22 protein-coding genes are annotated in these 17,640 nt (G+C 70.9%); 16 read left to right on the top strand and 6 right to left on the bottom strand.

Annotation, left to right across the window (positions count from 1 at the left end; all coding sequences use genetic code 11):
- Nucleotides 1-10: 10 nt before the first annotated feature.
- Nucleotides 11-1,021 (top strand): 4-hydroxy-3-methylbut-2-enyl diphosphate reductase, encoded by a 1,011-nt coding sequence (locus BKA05_RS13415; RefSeq protein ID WP_179531874.1) that lies wholly within the window; start codon nt 11-13, stop codon nt 1,019-1,021.
- Nucleotides 1,022-1,048: 27 nt separating this feature from the next.
- Complete coding sequence (locus BKA05_RS13410; RefSeq protein WP_179531873.1) at nt 1,049-1,672, top strand: L-threonylcarbamoyladenylate synthase; 624 nt, start codon at nt 1,049-1,051, stop codon at nt 1,670-1,672.
- Nucleotides 1,673-1,807: 135 nt separating this feature from the next.
- Here BKA05_RS13410 and BKA05_RS13405 read toward each other — a convergent pair whose 3' ends face one another.
- The 4 genes from BKA05_RS13405 to BKA05_RS13390 are packed head-to-tail and all read right to left on the bottom strand — an operon-like array spanning nt 1,808 to nt 4,353.
- Complete coding sequence (locus tag BKA05_RS13405; protein WP_179531872.1) at nt 1,808-2,908, bottom strand: DNA recombination protein RmuC; 1,101 nt, start codon at nt 2,906-2,908, stop codon at nt 1,808-1,810.
- Nucleotides 2,909-2,956: 48 nt separating this feature from the next.
- On the bottom strand, nt 2,957-3,283 hold the full coding sequence (locus BKA05_RS13400; RefSeq protein WP_246289803.1) for a type II toxin-antitoxin system PemK/MazF family toxin: 327 nt from the start codon (nt 3,281-3,283) through the stop codon (nt 2,957-2,959).
- A 1-nt stretch (nt 3,284) separates the two neighbouring features.
- The gene (locus BKA05_RS13395; protein ID WP_179531870.1) at nt 3,285-3,515 is read right to left on the bottom strand and encodes an antitoxin; all 231 of its coding nucleotides are present in this window, start codon (nt 3,513-3,515) and stop codon (nt 3,285-3,287) included.
- A 40-nt stretch (nt 3,516-3,555) separates the two neighbouring features.
- Nucleotides 3,556-4,353 (bottom strand): exodeoxyribonuclease III, encoded by a 798-nt coding sequence (locus BKA05_RS13390; protein ID WP_218842409.1) that lies wholly within the window; start codon nt 4,351-4,353, stop codon nt 3,556-3,558.
- 103 nt (nt 4,354-4,456) lie between these two features.
- Here BKA05_RS13390 and BKA05_RS13385 point away from each other — a divergent pair, with 103 nt between their 5' ends.
- The 5 genes from BKA05_RS13385 (at nt 4,457) to BKA05_RS20500 (ending at nt 8,218) form a co-directional block, all read left to right on the top strand.
- A complete protein-coding gene (locus BKA05_RS13385) occupies nt 4,457-5,293 on the top strand; it encodes a matrixin family metalloprotease (protein ID WP_218842408.1) in 837 nt (278 codons plus the stop codon).
- A gap of 53 nt (nt 5,294-5,346) precedes the next feature.
- On the top strand, nt 5,347-6,432 hold the full coding sequence (gene ychF, locus BKA05_RS13380; RefSeq protein ID WP_179531869.1) for a redox-regulated ATPase YchF: 1,086 nt from the start codon (nt 5,347-5,349) through the stop codon (nt 6,430-6,432).
- A 258-nt stretch (nt 6,433-6,690) separates the two neighbouring features.
- Complete coding sequence (locus BKA05_RS13375; RefSeq protein ID WP_179531868.1) at nt 6,691-7,539, top strand: hypothetical protein; 849 nt, start codon at nt 6,691-6,693, stop codon at nt 7,537-7,539.
- 86 nt (nt 7,540-7,625) lie between these two features.
- Nucleotides 7,626-7,847: an addiction module protein gene (locus tag BKA05_RS13370; protein WP_179531867.1), complete on the top strand. Its 222-nt coding sequence runs from the start codon at nt 7,626-7,628 to the stop codon at nt 7,845-7,847.
- Nucleotides 7,844-8,218: a type II toxin-antitoxin system RelE/ParE family toxin gene (locus tag BKA05_RS20500; RefSeq protein ID WP_415836672.1), complete on the top strand. Its 375-nt coding sequence runs from the start codon at nt 7,844-7,846 to the stop codon at nt 8,216-8,218. The genes BKA05_RS13370 and BKA05_RS20500 overlap by 4 nt, the downstream gene beginning before the upstream one ends.
- Here the strand turns inward: BKA05_RS20500 and BKA05_RS13360 are convergent.
- Nucleotides 8,172-9,131 (bottom strand): sterol desaturase family protein, encoded by a 960-nt coding sequence (locus BKA05_RS13360; RefSeq protein WP_343045672.1) that lies wholly within the window; start codon nt 9,129-9,131, stop codon nt 8,172-8,174. The genes BKA05_RS20500 and BKA05_RS13360 overlap by 47 nt on opposite strands.
- Nucleotides 9,132-9,233: 102 nt before the next feature.
- Between BKA05_RS13360 and BKA05_RS13355 the strand changes: the two genes are divergently transcribed.
- From BKA05_RS13355 to BKA05_RS13335, 5 genes are all read left to right on the top strand, one after another.
- Nucleotides 9,234-9,770, top strand: coding sequence for a DUF1697 domain-containing protein (locus tag BKA05_RS13355; RefSeq protein WP_179531864.1), 537 nt, complete (start codon nt 9,234-9,236; stop codon nt 9,768-9,770).
- A 61-nt stretch (nt 9,771-9,831) separates the two neighbouring features.
- Nucleotides 9,832-10,134 carry a putative quinol monooxygenase gene (locus BKA05_RS13350; RefSeq protein WP_179531863.1) on the top strand — a complete coding sequence of 101 codons (303 nt, stop codon included), beginning with the start codon at nt 9,832-9,834 and terminating at the stop codon, nt 10,132-10,134.
- 72 nt (nt 10,135-10,206) lie between these two features.
- On the top strand, nt 10,207-10,491 hold the full coding sequence (locus BKA05_RS13345; protein ID WP_179531862.1) for a type II toxin-antitoxin system Phd/YefM family antitoxin: 285 nt from the start codon (nt 10,207-10,209) through the stop codon (nt 10,489-10,491).
- A complete protein-coding gene (locus tag BKA05_RS13340) occupies nt 10,488-10,751 on the top strand; it encodes a type II toxin-antitoxin system RelE family toxin (protein WP_179531861.1) in 264 nt (87 codons plus the stop codon). Before BKA05_RS13345 ends, BKA05_RS13340 begins: the two co-directional genes overlap by 4 nt.
- A gap of 43 nt (nt 10,752-10,794) precedes the next feature.
- Nucleotides 10,795-11,451: a VOC family protein gene (locus BKA05_RS13335; RefSeq protein ID WP_179531860.1), complete on the top strand. Its 657-nt coding sequence runs from the start codon at nt 10,795-10,797 to the stop codon at nt 11,449-11,451.
- Between the two features lie 127 nt (nt 11,452-11,578).
- Here the strand turns inward: BKA05_RS13335 and BKA05_RS13330 are convergent, their stop codons facing one another.
- A complete protein-coding gene (locus tag BKA05_RS13330) occupies nt 11,579-14,104 on the bottom strand; it encodes a hybrid sensor histidine kinase/response regulator (RefSeq protein WP_179531859.1) in 2,526 nt (841 codons plus the stop codon).
- 194 nt (nt 14,105-14,298) lie between these two features.
- Here BKA05_RS13330 and BKA05_RS13325 point away from each other — a divergent pair, with 194 nt between their 5' ends.
- From BKA05_RS13325 to BKA05_RS13310, 4 genes are all read left to right on the top strand, one after another.
- Nucleotides 14,299-14,559: a metal-sensitive transcriptional regulator gene (locus BKA05_RS13325; protein ID WP_179531858.1), complete on the top strand. Its 261-nt coding sequence runs from the start codon at nt 14,299-14,301 to the stop codon at nt 14,557-14,559.
- A gap of 31 nt (nt 14,560-14,590) precedes the next feature.
- The gene (locus tag BKA05_RS13320) at nt 14,591-15,607 is read left to right on the top strand and encodes a GDSL-type esterase/lipase family protein (protein WP_179531857.1); all 1,017 of its coding nucleotides are present in this window, start codon (nt 14,591-14,593) and stop codon (nt 15,605-15,607) included.
- Nucleotides 15,608-15,751: 144 nt separating this feature from the next.
- Complete coding sequence (locus tag BKA05_RS13315) at nt 15,752-16,459, top strand: YoaK family protein (RefSeq protein ID WP_343045671.1); 708 nt, start codon at nt 15,752-15,754, stop codon at nt 16,457-16,459.
- Between the two features lie 75 nt (nt 16,460-16,534).
- Nucleotides 16,535-17,638 (top strand): ABC transporter substrate-binding protein, encoded by a 1,104-nt coding sequence (locus BKA05_RS13310; protein ID WP_179531856.1) that lies wholly within the window; start codon nt 16,535-16,537, stop codon nt 17,636-17,638.
- Nucleotides 17,639-17,640 lie beyond the last annotated feature (2 nt).

Below are 17,640 nucleotides of genomic sequence, written 5' to 3'. Positions count from 1 at the left end.
GATGGCAGGCATGACGACCGACATGGGCATGCCCCCGGTGCTGACCCCCGACGAGGCCGACAAGGCGGTGCTGCTGGCCGCGCCGCGCGGCTACTGCGCCGGCGTCGACCGCGCCGTCGTGACCGTGGAGCAGGCGTTGGACCTCTACGGCGCCCCTGTCTACGTCCGCAAGCAGATCGTGCACAACAAGCACGTCGTGGCCGACCTGGAGGCGCGTGGCGCCATCTTCGTCGAGGAGCTCGACGAGGTGCCGGCCGGTGAGACCGTCGTCTTCTCCGCCCACGGCGTGAGCCCGGCCGTGCACGCCCAGGCCGCGGAGCGCGAGCTGAAGACCATCGACGCGACCTGCCCGCTGGTGACCAAGGTCCACCACGAGGCCAAGCGGTTCGCCAACGACGACTACGACATCCTGCTCATCGGCCACGCCGGGCACGAGGAGGTCGAGGGCACCGCGGGCGAGGCCCCCGAGCACATCCAGCTCGTCGAGGGCCCGTGGGACGTCGACAAGATCGAGGTCCGCGACCCCGCGAAGGTCGCCTGGCTCTCCCAGACCACGCTGTCGGTCGACGAGACGCTGGAGACCGTCGCGGCCATCCGCGAGCGGTTCCCGCTGCTGCTCGACCCGCCCAGCGACGACATCTGCTACGCCACCCAGAACCGCCAGCTCGCGGTCAAGGAGATCGCCCAGGACGCCGACCTGGTGATCGTCGTCGGCTCCGGCAACTCCTCCAACTCCGTGCGCCTGGTCGAGGTCGCCCTCGAGGCGGGCGCCAAGTCGTCGTACCGCGTCGACGATGCCTCGGAGATCGACGAGGCCTGGCTCGACGGGGTCCGCACCGTCTCGGTGACCTCGGGCGCGAGCGTGCCCGAGGCGCTGGTGCAGGGGGTGCTGGAGTTCCTCGCCGAGCGCGGCTACCCCGACGCCAAGGCCGTGCAGAGCGCCGAGGAGTCGCTGATCTTCGCCCTGCCCAAGGAGCTGCGCCGCGACCTCAAGGCCGCCGCCGCAGCCGCCCAGGGCTGACGGCGCGGCTGGCGCACAGGACCCGTCATGGCCCGCTACCTCGACCTCCACCCCGTCGACCCGCAACCGCGGCTGGTCGGCCAGATCGTGGCCGCGCTGCGCGACGACGACGCCCTGATCGCCTACCCGACCGACTCGGGCTACGCGCTGGGCTGCCGGGTCGGCAACCGCGACGGCCGCGACCGGATCCTGAAGATCCGCGGCCTCGACGACCGGCACCACTTCACCCTGGTCTGCGCCGACTTCGGCCAGCTCGGCCAGCTGGTGCACGTCGACAACGCGGCGTTCCGCACGATCCGCTCGTGCACCCCGGGGCCCTACACGTTCATCCTCCCCGGCACCCCCGAGGTGCCGCGGCGGCTGCTGCACCCGAAGAAGAAGACCGTCGGCGTGCGCATTCCCGACCACCGCGTCGTCTCAGCGATCCTCGCCGAGCTCGGTGAGCCGCTGCTGTCGAGCTCGCTGATCCTGCCGGGGGAGACCGAGCCGCGCACGATGGGCTGGGAGATCAAGGAGGACCTCGAGCACCAGGTCGACATCGTCATCGAGGCCGGGGAGACCCCCGCCGAGCCGACGACGGTCGTCGACTGGTCCGACGGGGCTCCCGAGGTGCTGCGGCACGGAGCCGGGGACTCTTCTCGCTTCGAGTGAGCAGCTGCCCGCGAGGGACGAGCGGGCGGCGTCGCGAACGAAGGTCGAGCAAGCGGCACGGCTGAGCCCGCGAAGCCGTGACCCGCGGGTCGAGACCCGGTGAGGTTCGCGCCGACGGTGCCCCCACTCCAGCCCTCAGCCCGTCGACCGGTCCCGCTCGACCGGCTGCTCCTCGCGCTCGAGGGATCGCTCGAAGGACCGTTCGACGGCCCGCAGCTCGACGGTCCGCGGGGCCGGCAGGTCCTCGTCGGTGACCGAGAGCTCGGTGAAGCGGCGCGCCGAGACCAGCACCCGTGACTCCAGGGAGCCCATCGCCTGGTTGTAGTGGCCGACGGCGGCGTTGAGCGAGCGGCCGACGTTGTCGAGGTGCCGGTCGAGCACCTGCAGCCGCTGGTGGAGGTCGACCCCGAGCCGGTGGATCGCGCGGGCCTGCTCGGCCAGCGCCTCGTGCTGCCACCCCTGCGCCACGGTGCGCAGCAGTGCGATGAGCGTGGTGGGGGAGGCGAGCACGACCTGGCGGGTGGCGGCGTGCTCGAGCAGGGACGGGTCGGCCTCGAGCGCCGCGGAGAGGAACGACTCGGCCGGCACGAAGAGCACGACGAACTCCGGTGCTCCCTCCAGTGCCTTCCAGTAGGCCTTCGAGCCGAGCTGGTCGACGTGGGTGCGCACCTGGCGGGCGTGCCGGGTGAGGTGGTGGTCGCGCTCGGCGTCGTCGGTGGCCGCGGCCGCGTCGAGGAACGCGTCGAGCGGCACCTTGGCGTCGACCACGACGTCGCGGCCCCCGGCCAGGTGCACCACGAGGTCGGGGCGCTGGGCGCCGTCGTCGAGGCGCACCTGCTCGGAGAAGTCGCACCGGTCCACCAGTCCGGCCAGCTCGACGGTGCGGCGCAGGTGCAGCTCGCCCCAGCGGCCGCGCACCTGCGGGCGGCGCAGCGCGGTCGTCAGCTGCTGGGTCTCGCGGCGCAGGCCGTCGGCCGAGCGGCGTACGTCGTCGACCTGCTGGTGCAGCTGGCCCTGCCAGGAGACCCGGGCGTGCTCGAGGTCGCGCAGGGTGTCGTGGAGCCGGTCGAGCCCCTCGAGCACCTCGGTGTCGCGCGCCTCCCCGCCGGCACCGGTGCCGAGGGACCCACCGTGAAGGGGGCGTCGCAGCACCCCGAGGGCCAGGCCGAGCGCGAGACCGAGGCCGATGCCCACGAGCAGCACCAGCAGCAGCGCGAGGGTGGTGGAGAGGCTCATGCGACCAGGGTGACGGCCAGCACCGACAGTCGACTCCCGACGCGCGGGTCAGGCGAGGTCGAGCCAGTCCACCAGCCATCGGCGGATCGAGGCGAGGCACTGATCCTCCACGACACCGATCGGGGAGTCGAGACGGGACCGGCTGATCGTGCGCGGCTGCTCGGTCATCGCGACGCCGGCAGGGAGGCCGTCCCCGCTGAGGGGGACGTGGTGGGGCCAGCCGCGATCAGTGCGCGACACGGGGACCACGATGACGAGGGTGTCGACGGTGTCGAGGTGGCCTGCGGACGAGACGACCACGACCGGTCGTCGCCCCGCCTGCTCACGCCCCACCGATGGATCCAGCCACGCCCAGACGACGGAGCCGGGCCTCATGTCAGGCACCGAGGTCGGCGTCCAGCCACTCGCGGGTCTCATCCTCGTAGCTGCGCATGTCTGCGTCGGAGGTGCGCGCCATCGCCTCGCGCACCGCCTGGAACCGGAGCTCACGGTCGCCAGCGTCGGCGAGCCGGGTCAGGTGCTCGCCGAGGGTGCGGTTGTTGCGCGCCGCCTGCGCCTTGAGGCGGTCGCGAGTCTCGCGTGAGACCTTGATCGTCGTGGCGGTCATACCCGGAGTATACCGACGCCGCCTCGCAGGGCCCGTGCGCTCAGACCAGGTCGACCACGACCGGGGCGTGGTCCGACGGGGCGCCTGCGCCCTGGGCGGGGTCGCGCTCGTCGCGGTCGATGAAGGCGCCGGTGACGCGCTGCGCCAGGGCGGGGGAGCCGAGGACGAAGTCGATCTTCAGACCGCGGTCGCGCTCGAAGCGCTGACGGTAGTAGTCCCAGTAGGTGTAGCCGGGGGCGTGCTCGCGGGTGACCTCGGACCAGCCGTCGTCGAGGAAGCCCTGGAACGCGGCACGCTCGGGCGGGGTGACGTGGGTGCTGGTGCGGAACTGCGTGACGTCGAAGACGTCGTCGTCGGTGGGGCAGATGTTCCAGTCGCCCACCAGGGCGGTCGGGGTGTCGAGCCAGCCGGCCGACGCCGTACGCAACCGGGCGAGCCAGTCGAGCTTGTAGCCGTAGTGGGGGTCGTCGGGCTTGCGGCCGTTGGGGACGTAGAGGCTCCAGATGCGTACGCCGCCGCAGGTCGCGCCGAGGGCACGTGCCTCCGCAGCGACCGGGTCGCCGAAGCCGGGCATCTCCGGGAAGCCGACGGTGACGTCCTCGAGGCCGACGCGGCTGATCAGCGCGACGCCGTTCCACTGGTTGTAGCCGACGGCGGCGACGTCGTACCCGCGCGACTGCAGCCCCATCAGCGGCAGCTGCTCCTCGCGGGCCTTGGTCTCCTGCACGGCCAGCACGTCGACGTCGTGCCGGTCGAGGAAGGCCTCGACGCGGTCGATGCGGGTGCGGAGGGAGTTGACGTTCCAGGTGGCGATGCGCACCGCGCCATCCTGGCTCATCTTCTCGCAGTGCAAGAACCTGACCCTGCCCACCTCTGGTCGGCCCGGGGGGATCGCGGGTTCACTCGCTCGCACCCATCCACCACTCGGGAGGAAGCACCCCATGCCCCACCGCACCACCGGCGCCCTGGCGGCCACCGCCGCCCTCGCCGTCTCGCTCGGCTGCTCGATGCTCGGCGCCACCACCGCCACCGCCGCCACCGAGGACTCCTCGTCCGTGCCGACCTACCAGCAGTTCCGCGACTCGACGTTCGTCGACACCGACGGGCAGTACGTCGTCAACGGCGACGAGCCGGTGGCCGACAACGGCAAGCTGCGGCAGTTCTTCGACGACATGGTGGGCGACAAGCACACCGGCCGGACGATGGAGGACGGCCTCATCGTCAACACCGTCTCCGGCAGGGACGACAAGTGGAGCGCCTCCCAGGTCGGGGACCTCACCTACTGCGTCTCGACGAAGTTCGGTTCCGACTACTCCGCGATGGTCAGCGCGATGGCCAGCGGCGCCGGGCAGTGGGAGGCCGCCTCGTCGGCGATCGACTTCGTGCACGTGGCGAGCCAGGACTCCAGCTGCACGACCCGCAACAACAGCGTGCTGTTCTCGGTGGAGCCGGTGAACACCACGCAGTACATCGCCCGGGCGTTCTTCCCCAGCACGCCCAAGCGCTCGCGCAACGTGCTGGTCGACGACTCGATCTGGACCTCGGGGTCGTGGAGCCCGTCGAACATCCTGGCCCACGAGCTGGGCCACACCCTGGGCTTCCGCCACGAGCACACCCGCCCGGAGTCGGGCACCTGCTTCGAGGACAACAACTGGCGGCCGCTGACGGCCTACGACTCGGCGTCGATCATGCACTACCCGCAGTGCAACGGGTCCTCCTCCGACCTGAGCATGACCACGGCCGACCGCCAGGGCGCAGCAGCGCTCTACGGCTCCTGACGGCCCGCTGCTGATTGGGGAGGGCCACGGGCGCGGGCCTAGACTCGCCGCCCGTGGCTCTCACCATCGGCATCGTCGGACTGCCCAACGCCGGCAAGTCCACCCTCTTCAACGCCCTGACCAAGAACGACGTGCTCGCGGCGAACTACCCGTTCGCCACCATCGAGCCCAACGTCGGCGTCGTCGGGGTGCCGGACTCGCGGCTGCCGCGGCTCGCCGAGATCTTCGGCTCCGAGCGGATCCTCCCGGCCACCGTCGAGTTCGTCGACATCGCCGGCATCGTGCGCGGCGCCTCCCAGGGCGAGGGCCTGGGCAACAAGTTCCTCTCCCACATCCGCGAGTCCGCAGCGATCTGCCAGGTGACCCGCGTCTTCCGCGACGAGGACGTCACCCACGTCGACGGCGAGGTCAACCCCGGCAACGACATCTCCACCATCCAGACCGAGCTGATCCTCGCCGACCTCGAGACCGTCGAGCGCGCGATCGTGCGGCTGGAGAAGGAGTCGCGCAAGGTCAAGGACCTCGTCGCGAACCTCGAGGCGACCAAGGTCGCCAAGGAGGCCCTCGAGGGCGGTACGCCGGTGATCGACCTGATCACGGCCGGCAAGGTCGACGGGGCGCTGCTGCGCGAGCTGTCGCTGCTGACGGCCAAGCCCTTCATCTACGTCTTCAACTGCGACTCCGACGAGCTGGCCGACGAGGACCTCAAGGCCAAGATGCGCGACCTCGTGGCCCCGGCCGAGGCCATCTTCCTCGACGCGAAGTTCGAGTCCGAGCTCGTCGAGCTCGACGAGGAGGAGGCCGCGGAGTTCCTCGCCGAGGCCGGCGTCACCGAGCCCGGCCTGGAGGTCCTGGCCCGGGTCGGCTTCGACACCCTCGGCCTGCAGACCTACCTCACCGCCGGCCCCAAGGAATCGCGCGCCTGGACGATCCGCAAGGGCGACACCGCCCCGCAGGCCGCCGGCGTCATCCACACCGACTTCGAGAAGGGCTTCATCAAGGCCGAGATCGTCTCCTTCGACGACCTCGTCGCCGCGGGCTCGATGGCCAAGGCCAAGGAGGCCGGCAAGGTCCGCATGGAGGGCAAGGACTACGTCATGGCCGACGGCGACGTGGTGGAGTTCCGCTTCAACGTCTGAGCAAGGCGTGCCCTGTCCGCTGTTGACGGGGAACTCTGGATGGATGTTGTGGGCTCAGCGTACTTCGGGGCTCCGACATTGCGGGTCCGTCACGCGTCCGCATGACGGTGCGCTACTCGCACTCCCTTATCGCCAACTCTGTGTGGACTTTCCACCGCGCCAAATGTGAAATCTGCGGCCAGACGCTTGATACGCGTTCCGCAGTAGGCCTCGTCAATCTGGATAGTGCGCACGTGAGGCACATGCGAGCATGCGGCCATGGGTGGCGCAGATAGAGACTCGGTGCTCGCAGTCGGGACAACGGTTGACCTTGGTGTCCCGGATGACCGAGCCACGGTGTGGTTCGGTGAGACGCCGAAGGCAGAGGGAGCGTGGAGCGGGAACCGCGTGCTCTACCTCAAGGAGAACCCTGCGTTCGAGTTGAGCTTCTGGTGCGGGACCTGCGCCTTCCTGTTCCAGCGCAAGGAGGGAGCCAATCAGACGGTGTCGTTGGAGGAGTTCCAGACCCGACTTGCTGAGGGGTTGAGCGAGGTGGACTCGGACATCGTCCGCACGTTCGGCGGCTTGCTGGGAGCCGACTCCTACGTCCCGCTTCTCCTGCGTGTGTCGCCGACGCTTGTGCAGCCCATGGGAGAGCACGACTACTTCAGTCGGGAGCAAGTGGCCACGTGGGGTCTCAACGGCTTCTGGGGGCTGCCTGAGTATCCGAGCACGCCCTACTACCGGACCTTCCAGACCGCCGTGAATCCTGACGCGCATCTGTATGAGTTCATCGCCCCGATGGTGCCGCCCTCGTGGAATGACGCCGCCCGCGTGGAGGAGTACGTCCGGCGACTGGAGTCGGGCTCGGAGCCGACTGCGGTGGCGGTGTCGACCCTTGACGTCTGCCAGTCTGCAACTGATGCGCCCAGCGACTACTACGCGCATTGGGGGCTGACCCACTTCCTCCTCGACGGGCATCACAAGGTGGAGGCGGCGGCCAGGTGCGGTCGCCCGCTGACGATTCTTGCGCTCGTCGGTTCGGCGGCGTCGCTTTGCGATGAGACCCATTTGAAGCGGCTTTCTGACCTGCGTAGACAGGCTGAGTCGGAAAGACCTCATACATAAAACGACCGCTTGCTGTCGGCTGGGGACCGGCGCCGCATGCCGCTGATCCACGAGAGGGTGTCTGTGGTGCCGGGTACTCTCGAGACATGGTGAATCCAGCGCTGCGGTCGGCCATCGAGGCCATGAGCCTCGATGAGCGGTTGGAGCTCGTGGAGTTCATCGAGAAGACCGTGGAGTCGGTCCCGATCGACGTCACCGAGGAGCAGAAGACGATCATCCGGTCGCGTGCTGCCGAGCTGGACGCCGACCCCTCCATCGGGTTGACCTGGGACGAGCTCAGGGCTCGTCTCGCCGCGCGTCGAGCATGAGCCGAGCCGTGGTCGTCTTCCATCCTGCGGTGGAGGACGACATCGCGGCTATCCAGGCGCACTACGAGCAGATAGACCCAGTCCTGCCCGACCGGTTCGAGTCCAGGTTGGACGACCAGGTGGAACGGCTGTCGATGTTCCCCGAGTCCGGGGCTGTGACCTTCGATGTCTACCGCCGCGTCTTGGTGAAGCGAGTCCCCTACATAGCGAACTATCGCGTCGTCCACCGGTGGGTCGAGGTGTCGGCCATCGTGAGCACCCGCATGACCCCGCCACGGTCGAGGCGTTGGTTACTGAGCGGGCGGGGGAGTAGCGCACGATCTCTCAGGCGCCGGCGATCTCCGGGGCTCCCTGCCGCTCGGGCTCGGTGACCACCATGTCGGGCCGCCAGCCCGGCGGGCCGAAGACGTAGCCCAGCTTGTCGCGCCACGTCGGGGCCGCACGGACGTCGCGCGCGATCGCGGCGTACTCGTGGGTCTGCAGTCGCAGCGGGTTGAAGGTCCCCACCGGGACGGTGAGGCCGTACGTCGGGCGGTGCAGCTCGGGCTGGAAGGTGCCGAACAGGCGGTCCCAGACGATGAGGATGCCGCCGTAGTTGCGGTCGAGGTACTCCGGGTCCGAGCCGTGGTGCACCCGGTGGTGCGAGGGCGTGTTGAGGACCAGCTCGACCGGGCGCCACAACGTCCCGACCCGCTCGGTGTGCACGAAGAACTGGTAGACGAGGCTGACCGAGAAGCCCAGGAACACCAGGGCCGGCGGGACGCCCAGCAGGGGCAGCGGCAGCCAGAAGACGATCTCGGCGGAGTTGTTCCACTTCTGCCGCAGCGCGGTGGAGAAGTTGAAGTACTCACTGGAGTGGTGGGACTGGTGGGTCGCCCACACCAGCCGCACCCGGTGGGCCACGCGGTGGGCCCAGTAGAAGAAGAAGTCCACGCCCAGGATCGCCAGCGCCCAGGTCCACCACGCGTCGGCCGGCAGCTGCCAGGGCGCGAGGTAGGCGAACACCACGGCGTACAGGCCGAGGGCGCCGAGCTTCCACAGCGTCATGGTGAGCACCGAGACCGCGCCCATCGAGATCGACGCCGCCGCGTCGCGCGTGAGGTAGCCGCCGGGCAGCGGGAGCGCCCGGCCGTCGGGGCCGGTGCGCTCGGCGACCGGCCGCTCGTCCTCGAGCATCCGGGCCGCCAGGGCCTCGATCGCCACGAACAGCACGAAGAACGGCACCGCCAGCGCGACCGGGTCGTGCAGCGGCTCGGGGACGGCCTGCCAGAGATCGTGGAGCACCGGCACAGCCAACCATCCGGCGCGGGGGACGTCACCGGTTCGGGGCGGATCTTGACCCGCGGGCCGGAGCCCGGTGTCCGCCCCGGCCGATAGCCTGCCGCCGTGGAGTACGTCGTCCTGCTCCGGGGCATCAACGTCGGCGGCACGAGCCGGGTGCCGATGGCCGAGCTGCGGGCACATCTGGCCGAAGCCTTCGGGGACGTGCGGACCTACATCGCCTCGGGGAACATCGTGCTGTCCAGCGACGCCGCCGCGGACGCGGTGGCCGGCGCGGTCGACGAGGTCCTGCACCGCCAGTTCGTGGTCACGCGGCTCGTCACCACGCTCGCGCTGCCGGCGGATGCCTACCGCGAGGTCGTCGCCCAGGCACCGGAGGGCTTCGGGAGCGAGCCCGACGTCTACCGCTACGACGTGGGGTTCTACGTCGGCACCGACCGTGACGAGGTCGCGCCCCACCTCGCCACCCACCCCGACGTCGACACCGTCGAGCTGGGCGAGCGAGCCTTCTACCACCGCCGCGTGACCGCGCTGGCGAGCAGGAGCAGGATGTCGAAGATCGTCAGCAGCCCGGTCTACCCGCGGCTCACGATCCGCAACTGGCGCACGACCACCACGCTGGCGGGCATGCTCACGAGCTGACTGGGGCTGTCGTCGCGCTGCTGTCGCCCTGGTGTCGGTGGGGCGGCCTACCGTGCCGGGCATGACCTTCGTGAACGCCGGAACGCTCGGCACCCTGCCCGGTCGCCGCGACGAGCTCGTGGCGCACCTGACCCGCCACAGCCCGGTGCTCGCCGACCTCGGCTGCCTGCAGTACGACGTCGGCGTCGACGACCAGCAGCCCGACACGGTCTTCGTGGTGGAGCGGTGGACGTCCGCGCAGGCGCACCGTGCCTCGCTCGAGCAGCCGGAGGTGCAGGCGTCGATCGCCGAGGCACGGCCGTTGCTGTCCGGCGAGTTCGGGGGGTTCCGCTTCGAGGTCGTGGGCTCGCCGTTGGGCGCCTGAGGACCAGCGCGTAGAGGAGAGGAGAGGAGTGACGCAGGGGACGTGTCTGCTGATCACGCTACGATCCTGTACATGAAGACGCTGCCGCTGGCCGAGGTGCGGGCCACGTTGTCCAAGCTCGTCGAGGAGGCGGGTCGCACGCACCAGCGGGTGGAGGTCACCAAGAACGGGCGGCGGGCAGCGGTGCTCATGAGCGCCGATGACTACGACTCCCTGGTCGAGACGCTCGACATCCTGAGCGACGACGAGACCATGGCCGAGATCCGTCAGGCGGAGGCCGACATGGCCGCCGGGCGGACGACGTCGCTGGACGAGGTACGCGCGGAGATGCGGGCGTCGGGACGACTGCGGGAGTGACCTACCGCATCGAGCTGTCGCCTGCCGCCCGGCGAGCGCTGACCCACGGCCTCCCCGAGGCAGTGGCCGCGGCGTGCGCCAACTTCCTCCACGACGTCCTGGCCGAGGAGCCCCACCGCGTCGGCAAGCCGTTGCGAGGCGAGCTCGCGGGGCGCTACTCCGCCCGACGTGGAGAGTTCCGCATCATCTACGAGGTGCACGACGACGTCGTGGTCGTGCGTGTCATCACGATCAGGCACCGTCGCGACGCCTACTCCTGACCGTCCCGCGGACCCAGTGACGGCGTCCGTACGATCACCGACCGTGAGCATCACCGTCGAGGAGCTGCAGGTCGCCGACACCGCCGAGGCGTGGGAGCGGGCCGGGTTCGCGGTCACCGACGACGTGTGCCGGGTCGGTCGGCTGCGGGTCCGGCTGCTGGGGCCCGGGGCCGACCGCGGGATCGTCGGGTGGACCCTGGCGGGGCTGCCCAGCGGCGTACCGACGGGGGAGGTGGACGGCATCGCGACCACCGTCGCGCCGCGCGAGGCCGACCCGCCGGCGCCGCCGACGCACCCCAACGGCGTCACGCACCTCGACCACGTCGTGCTCATGACACCCGACCTGCCGCGCACCGTGACCGCGCTCGGGGAGCTCGGGCTCACGGCCCGTCGGGAGCGGGACGGTGAGCTCGGCGGGGTCGCGGTGCGGCAGGTGTTCTACCGGCTCGAGGACGTCATCGTCGAGGTCGTCGGGCCGCCCGAGCCAAGTGACGGCCCCGACACCGCTCGACCCGCCCGGCTGTGGGGGCTCACCCACGTCGCCGCCGACCTCGGCGTGGCCGTCGGGCTGCTCGGCGAGCTCGCCGGCACGCCCAAGGACGCCGTCCAGCCGGGCCGGCGCATCACCACGTTGCGCACCCGCGAGCTCGGCATGAGCGTGCGCACCGCGCTGATCACCCCGCACGTGCGGTCTCGCTGAGGTGCGTCGAGGTGGGGGAGAGCCGGGATACGACGAATGACATCTCACCCTTACTGCGCAGTAAGGGTGAGATGTGATGCGTCCTAACCCGGCTGCGTGACCCAAGAGTCCCCTGGGACCGAAGTGGTCAGGCCCGGGTGCCCGTCCAACGCTCGAGGGCCGAGCCGAGGTCGGAGGGGGTGACCGGCTTGGGGACGAAGTCGTCCATGCCGGCCGCCTCGCAGCGCTCCCGTTCGCCCTCGGTCACCGAGGCGGTCATGGCGATCACCGGCAGTCGCGGGAGGTCGCGCTCGGCCTCGCGGCGGCGCAGCTCGCGGGTGGCGTCGTAGCCGTCCATCACGGGCATCTGGCAGTCCATCAGCACCGCGGCGTACGCCGTGTGCTCGATCGCCGCCAGCGTCTCCTCGCCGTCGGCGGCGATGTCGCAGTCGTAGCCCAACGCCTTGAGGATGCCCTCGGCCACGATCTGGTTGACCTCGTTGTCCTCGGCGACCAGCACCCTCGGGCGGGCCCGGGCCATCACCTCGACGGCGATGTCCACGGGAGCGGCCGGCTGGGCCGCGGTCGGCGTCAGCAGGGCAGCCAGCAGGTCGCGCAGGCGGGACATGGGCAGCGGCTTGGCGAGGATCTCGCGCACCCCCGCCTCCCACGCCTCGTCGTGGTCGAGCTCGGTGTCGGAGGTCAGCAGCACCAGCCGCGGCCCCTCCAGGGCGGGGTCGTGGGTGATGGCCCGGGCGAGGTCGAGCCCGTCGACCTCGGGCATGCACAGGTCCAGCAGCACCACGTCGTACGACGTCGAGCCCTCGCGCATGAGGGCCAGCGCATCGGCGGCCGACCCGGCCGTGTCGACACTCATGCCCCAGGCCCCGAGCTGGCCGTCGAGCACCATCAGGTTGGTCGCGTTGTCGTCGACGACCAGTGCGCGGCGACCCTCGAGGTTCCGCGGGCCGGCGGGCCGTCCGGCGGGCTGGTCCTCGGCGAGGCGCATCGGCAGCCGGAACCAGAACGTGCTGCCCTCCCCGGGCTCGCTCTCCACGCCGATGGTGCCGCCCATGGCGGCGGTCAGGCGCGCGCAGATGGCGAGCCCGAGGCCGGTGCCGCCGTAGCGTCGGGTGGTGGAGGAGTCCGCCTGGGTGAAGGGGTCGAAGAGCCGTTCGCGGCGTCCGGCGGGCAGGCCGATGCCGGTGTCGCGGACCTCGAACCGGATGACCGGCCCCTCAGGGGTGCCGCCGTCGAGGTGGGCGCTGATGACCACCTCTCCCTCGTGGGTGAACTTCACGGCGTTGGTCGCGAGGTTCAGCAGCACCTGACGCAGCCGACCGGGGTCGCCGCGCAGCGCGGTGGGCACCTCGGGGGAGCAGTAGGCGAGCAGCTCCAGGTCGCGGCCGCGGGCGGGCTCGGCCACGATCGCGGCCACGTCGTCGACGACCTCGTTGAGCAGGAAGTCGATGGACTCGATGTCGACGGCACCTGCCTCGACCTTGGAGAAGTCGAGGATGTCGTTGATGATCCCCAGCAGGGCGTCGCCCGCCGTGCGGACGCCTTGGGCGTACTCCCGCTGCCGGGCGTCGAGGTCGGTGGAGAGCAGCAGCCCGGTCAGCCCGATCACGCCGTTCATCGGGGTGCGGATCTCGTGGCTCATCGTCGCCAGGAACGACGACTTCGCGCGCGAGGCGGCCAACGCCTGGTCCCGGGCCGCGGCGAGCTCGACCGCGGTGCGGCGCTGCTCGTCCAGCAGCGCCCAGGTCCGCACCAGCGCCAGCGCGACCAGCAGCACCATCCCCACACCGGTCGCCACCGCGGAGCCGACGCTCTCACCGGCCAGGGCGCGCAGCTGCAGGGCCGTGGGGACCAGCAACGGGAGCACGGCGATCGCCAGGCGCGGGCCGAGCGAGGTCGGGGCGAGCTCGCGCGGCGCCGGCTCGCCACGGCTCGGGGAGACCGCCGCCCACGCCAGGGCCAGGCCCCCGAGCATCCACCCCAGGTCGAGCAGGGCGTCGACGAGGAGGGTCGGGGAGTCCACGAGCAGGAACCCGACGTCCGAGAGCAGCCACAGGGTCACGCCGCCGGCAAAGGTCCACCCGACGACCGCGCGCGCCTCGCGGACCCACAGCACCCGCAGCACCAGGCCGACGAGCACCGCGTCGAGCAGCGGGTAGGCGGCCCAGACCGTCCGTGTGCCCCAGCCGACGCTGTCGTCGGCCAGGATGCCCTGCACCCACAACTGCCAGCCGACCAGCACGAAGACGACGACGATCGTCGCGGCGTCGACGGCCCCCTCGAGCCGCAGGTGGTCGCGCTGGGAGCGCAGCAGCGCCACCAGCAGCGCGGCACCCAGCAGCACATAGGAGAGCAGGTAGGCCGGGTCGGCCCACGAGATGTCCGGCTCCCCGGAGGTCCAGTAGTAGACGTACCAGACCAGGTCGCCCAGGGTCGTCGCCGCCAGCGCTCCGGTCACGCACAGCGCCAGGACGCGCGCGGTGCCGCGGCGACGCCGACCGCCCCACCAGGCCACGGCGGTGGCGCCGGTGAGCACGGACAGGTAGCCGACGTCGTACGCCGTGCCGGGGGAGACCGCGGCCAGTGCGCCCAGTCCGAGGGCGAGCAGCACGAGGGCGCCGAGCGTGCTGCGCGGCCCGTCGGGTGTCTGCATGGCGCCTCGAAGTCGGGGATGTCGGGGATGTGAAGGGATCTGCAGGGACGGAGGCACGAAGGTGCTCCGGGGAACAGGGTGACGCATCCGCGGGCCTCGCGGGGGCGCTCCCCCCTGCGGGATCGCAAAGTTAGGCGTACCTTGGTCCCAGACACCAGGGCCGAGGGAGGCCCCTGCCGACACGGGAGCACCAGATGGACCTCGACCCCCAGGACATCCGCGCGATCATCCTGCGCATGAAGCGTGCCCACGGACACCTGGCCAGCGTGATCCGGATGATGGAGGAGGGCTCGGACTGCGAGTCGGTCCTGACCCAGCTCGCCGCGGTCAACAAGGCCCTGGCGCGCAGCGGCTTCGCGATCGTCGCGACCGGGCTGCAGGACTGCATGGCCGACGGCACGCCCGACGAGGCGGACCTGAAGAAGATGGAGAAGCTCTTCCTCTCCCTCGCGTGACCTCCGGGCGGGGTGTGGCGTTGATCACCATGTGCAGCAGATCCAGCCCCGCTCCCACCGCTCCCCGCGCCGCAGCCTGGCGGCCCTGACCGCTGCGGTCGCGCTCGCGACCGCGGCCGCGCTGCTGCCCGTCGGCGGCAGCGTCTCGGCGACCCCGGCCCCCGAGCGGCGCCTCCCCCCGGTCGGCATGGAGTACGTCGCGCTCGGCGACTCCTGGACCGCCGACGTGGTCATCCTCAACCGCGACGGGGTCCCGGACACGACCCACGCCCCGATCGACTGCGCCCAGTCCCACCGCAACTACCCCAAGCTGCTGGCGGACGCCCTGAGCGTGGGGGAGTTCCGTGACGCCTCCTGCGGCTCCGCGACGACCGACGACTTCTACGAGCCCCAGACCGGGCTGCCGCTGGGTGGCACCAACCCGCCGCAGTTCGACCGGCTCAGCCCCACCACCGACCTGGTGACCGTCGGCATCGGCGGCAACGACGCCGGGGTCGCCAGCGCTGGCCTGGACTGCCTGGGCGTGGTCCCGGTCGACAACCCGGTCACCGACTCCGGGGCCGGCCTGCCGTTCGGTGGCTGCAAGGCGAAGTACACCGCCGAGGGCTACGACGAGATCGGCCGGGCCATCCGGGCCTCGACCAAGAAGCTCGTGCGTGCCTTCCGCACCATCCACGAGATCGCCCCCGGCGCGCGGATCCTCGCCATCGACTACATCAACGTCGTGCCCGACCACGGCTGCTACCCCACGGTCCCTGCCTCCGACGAGGACATGGCGTGGATCTCCCAGAAGTTCCGCCAGCTCAACCGCATGGTCAAGCGGGCCGCCCGCCGTGGTGGCGCGGAGTTCGTCAACACCTACCGCCGTACGCCGGAGGGCGTGGACCTGTGCGGTGACCCCAACGTCCGCTGGGCGGAGGTCTACGGCCCCTCGGCCAACGACCCGGCCATGGGTGTGCCCGCCCACCCCAACGCCGCCGGGGCCCGCGGGCAGGCCGCCGCGATCCTGGACCACCTGCGCACGAGCGACCCGGACATCTTCGACTGACCCCCCACCGACACGCGATCGTCCCGAGCCACCCCCTTCTCGGGACCCGACCCCGCCAGAGGCGCCAGCCCCCCCCCAAGCGCCCGGCGGGGTCGGCGCGTGCCGCCCGTCAGCGCGCCGGAGGACCTGCCCCACAATGGGCGCGTGACGAACCGACTCGCCGCCGTCCCCGCCGAGCGGCTGCACCTGGTGCTGATGCTGGTGCTGACCTTCACGACCGGCATCGTGGACGCGGTGGGCTACCTCGGCCTGGACCGGGTCTTCACCGGCAACATGACGGGCAACGTGGTCATCCTCGGCATGGCGGTCGTCGGGGCGGAGGACCTGCCGGTGCTCGGCCCGGTGCTGGCGCTGGTGGGCTTCATGGCCGGTGCGGCGCTGGGCGGCCGGGTGCTCAAGCGGGCGGCGGGGAAGTGGACCGGCCTGACCACCACGCTCTTCCTCAGCGTCGGGCTGGTCTGCCTCGGGCTCGCCGGCGTCCTGTTCGCGGTGGGCGACCACCCCGATCCGGCCGTGGGACTCCCCGTCACCACCCTGCTGGGTGCCGCCATGGGCCTGCAGGCCGCGACGGCCCGCTTCGTCGCGGTCAAGGACGTCACGACCGTCGTGGTGACCTCGACCATCACCGGCCTCGCCGCCGACTCCACTCTCGGCTCGGGGCGGGCGCGTGCCGAGGGCGGTGGCTCGGGACGCCGGTTCCTGGCCGTCGTGCTGATCCTGGCCGGCGCGGCGGCCGGTGCGGCGCTGCTGACCATCCACGTCGGAGCCGGCCTCATGCTCGCCGCGGTGCTCATCCTCGCCGCCACCCTGGTCGGCTCCACCCACGGGCGGCTGCACATTTCACAACCCTGAAACGAACGTGCCAGTGCGTGAAACGCGCCCTGGATACGTTGCGGCGAACCCGAGACCACACCCGGAGGGAACGCCATGTCCACCACCCCCCGTCCGCGCTCGTTGCGCGGGCTCGCCGCCGTCTCAGCGGCCCTCGTCCTCACGCTGTCGGCCTGCGGGTCCGACGACGACGAGACCACCACCGGGAGCGATGGTGAGGCGTCGTACGGCGAGATCTCCATGCAGTACTCCTGGATCAAGAACGAGGAGTTCGCCGGCGAGTTCTACGCCTACGAGAACGGCTACTACGACGAGGCCGGCTTCGACGAGGTGTTCGGCATCTCGGGCCCGGACACCGGTGTCGCGAAGCTGCTCAGCGGCACCGTGCAGGTCGCCCTCTCCGACGCCGCCTCGGTCGGCGCCGCGATCGCCGAGCAGGACGCCCCGCTGAAGATCATCGCCGCGACCTTCCAGAAGAACCCCTTCACGATCCTGTCGCTGGCCGACGGCGCCGACATCGCCACGCCCGAGGACCTGGTGGGCAAGAAGATCGGCGTGCAGGACTCCAACGCCAGCGTGTTCGCCGCCATCCTCAACGCCAACGGCATCGACCCCGACGACGTCGAGGTCGTGCCCGTCGACTTCGACCCGACCCCCCTCATGGAGGGCGAGGTCGACGGCTTCATGGCCTACCTCACCAACGAGGCGATCACGGTCGAGAACGCCGGCTACGAGATCACGAACCTGCCCTACGCCGACAACGGCGTGCCCTACGTCGCGGAGACCTACACGGTCACCGACGAGTACCTCGCCGAGAACCCCGACCTCCTCGAGGCGCTGCTCGTCGCGGAGATCAAGGGCTGGAGCGACACCTTCACCGAGCCGACCGACGACACCGTCTCGCTGATCATGGAGTACTACGACAAGGCGGCCTCGGAGAACGAGGAGGGTCTCGAGGCCATCTTCGGTGCCCTGGACCCGGCGAAGACGGCCCAGGGCCTGGAGGCGCAGGCGGACCTGATCTCGACGCCCGACACCGAGGCCAACGGCCTGTTCACCATCACCGACGAGCTCAAGCAGCAGACCGTCGACTCACTGGCCGCTGCCGGCTGGGAGGTCAGCGTCGACGAGCTCTTCGACACCACCATCATCGACGGCATCTACGAGGAGTACCCCGAGCTCGTGGACTACCTCGGCTGATC

This window comes from Nocardioides marinus (assembly GCF_013408145.1).
Lineage (GTDB): Bacteria > Actinomycetota > Actinomycetes > Propionibacteriales > Nocardioidaceae > Nocardioides > Nocardioides marinus.
Note: the sequence above shows the minus strand (reverse complement) of the source record. Positions and strands in the feature narration are given on the sequence as shown.

What these genes read in the sequence shown, in the direction of transcription:
- BKA05_RS13415 (WP_179531874.1), top strand. Translation starts at nt 11, where the DNA reads ATGACGACCGACATGGGCATGCCCCCGGTGCTGACCCCCGACGAGGCC.
- BKA05_RS13405 (WP_179531872.1), bottom strand. Translation starts at nt 2,908, where the DNA reads ATGAGCCTCTCCACCACCCTCGCGCTGCTGCTGGTGCTGCTCGTGGGC.
- BKA05_RS13345 (WP_179531862.1), top strand. Translation starts at nt 10,207, where the DNA reads ATGAAGACGCTGCCGCTGGCCGAGGTGCGGGCCACGTTGTCCAAGCTC.
- BKA05_RS13310 (WP_179531856.1), top strand. Translation starts at nt 16,535, where the DNA reads ATGTCCACCACCCCCCGTCCGCGCTCGTTGCGCGGGCTCGCCGCCGTC.
- BKA05_RS20500 (WP_415836672.1), top strand. Translation starts at nt 7,844, where the DNA reads ATGAGCCGAGCCGTGGTCGTCTTCCATCCTGCGGTGGAGGACGACATC.
- BKA05_RS13350 (WP_179531863.1), top strand. Translation starts at nt 9,832, where the DNA reads ATGACCTTCGTGAACGCCGGAACGCTCGGCACCCTGCCCGGTCGCCGC.
- BKA05_RS13395 (WP_179531870.1), bottom strand. Translation starts at nt 3,515, where the DNA reads ATGACCGCCACGACGATCAAGGTCTCACGCGAGACTCGCGACCGCCTC.
- BKA05_RS13400 (WP_246289803.1), bottom strand. Translation starts at nt 3,283, where the DNA reads ATGAGGCCCGGCTCCGTCGTCTGGGCGTGGCTGGATCCATCGGTGGGG.
- BKA05_RS13330 (WP_179531859.1), bottom strand. Translation starts at nt 14,104, where the DNA reads ATGCAGACACCCGACGGGCCGCGCAGCACGCTCGGCGCCCTCGTGCTG.
- BKA05_RS13370 (WP_179531867.1), top strand. Translation starts at nt 7,626, where the DNA reads ATGGTGAATCCAGCGCTGCGGTCGGCCATCGAGGCCATGAGCCTCGAT.
- BKA05_RS13385 (WP_218842408.1), top strand. Translation starts at nt 4,457, where the DNA reads ATGCCCCACCGCACCACCGGCGCCCTGGCGGCCACCGCCGCCCTCGCC.
- BKA05_RS13325 (WP_179531858.1), top strand. Translation starts at nt 14,299, where the DNA reads ATGGACCTCGACCCCCAGGACATCCGCGCGATCATCCTGCGCATGAAG.
- BKA05_RS13375 (WP_179531868.1), top strand. Translation starts at nt 6,691, where the DNA reads ATGGGTGGCGCAGATAGAGACTCGGTGCTCGCAGTCGGGACAACGGTT.
- BKA05_RS13410 (WP_179531873.1), top strand. Translation starts at nt 1,049, where the DNA reads ATGGCCCGCTACCTCGACCTCCACCCCGTCGACCCGCAACCGCGGCTG.
- BKA05_RS13390 (WP_218842409.1), bottom strand. Translation starts at nt 4,353, where the DNA reads ATGAGCCAGGATGGCGCGGTGCGCATCGCCACCTGGAACGTCAACTCC.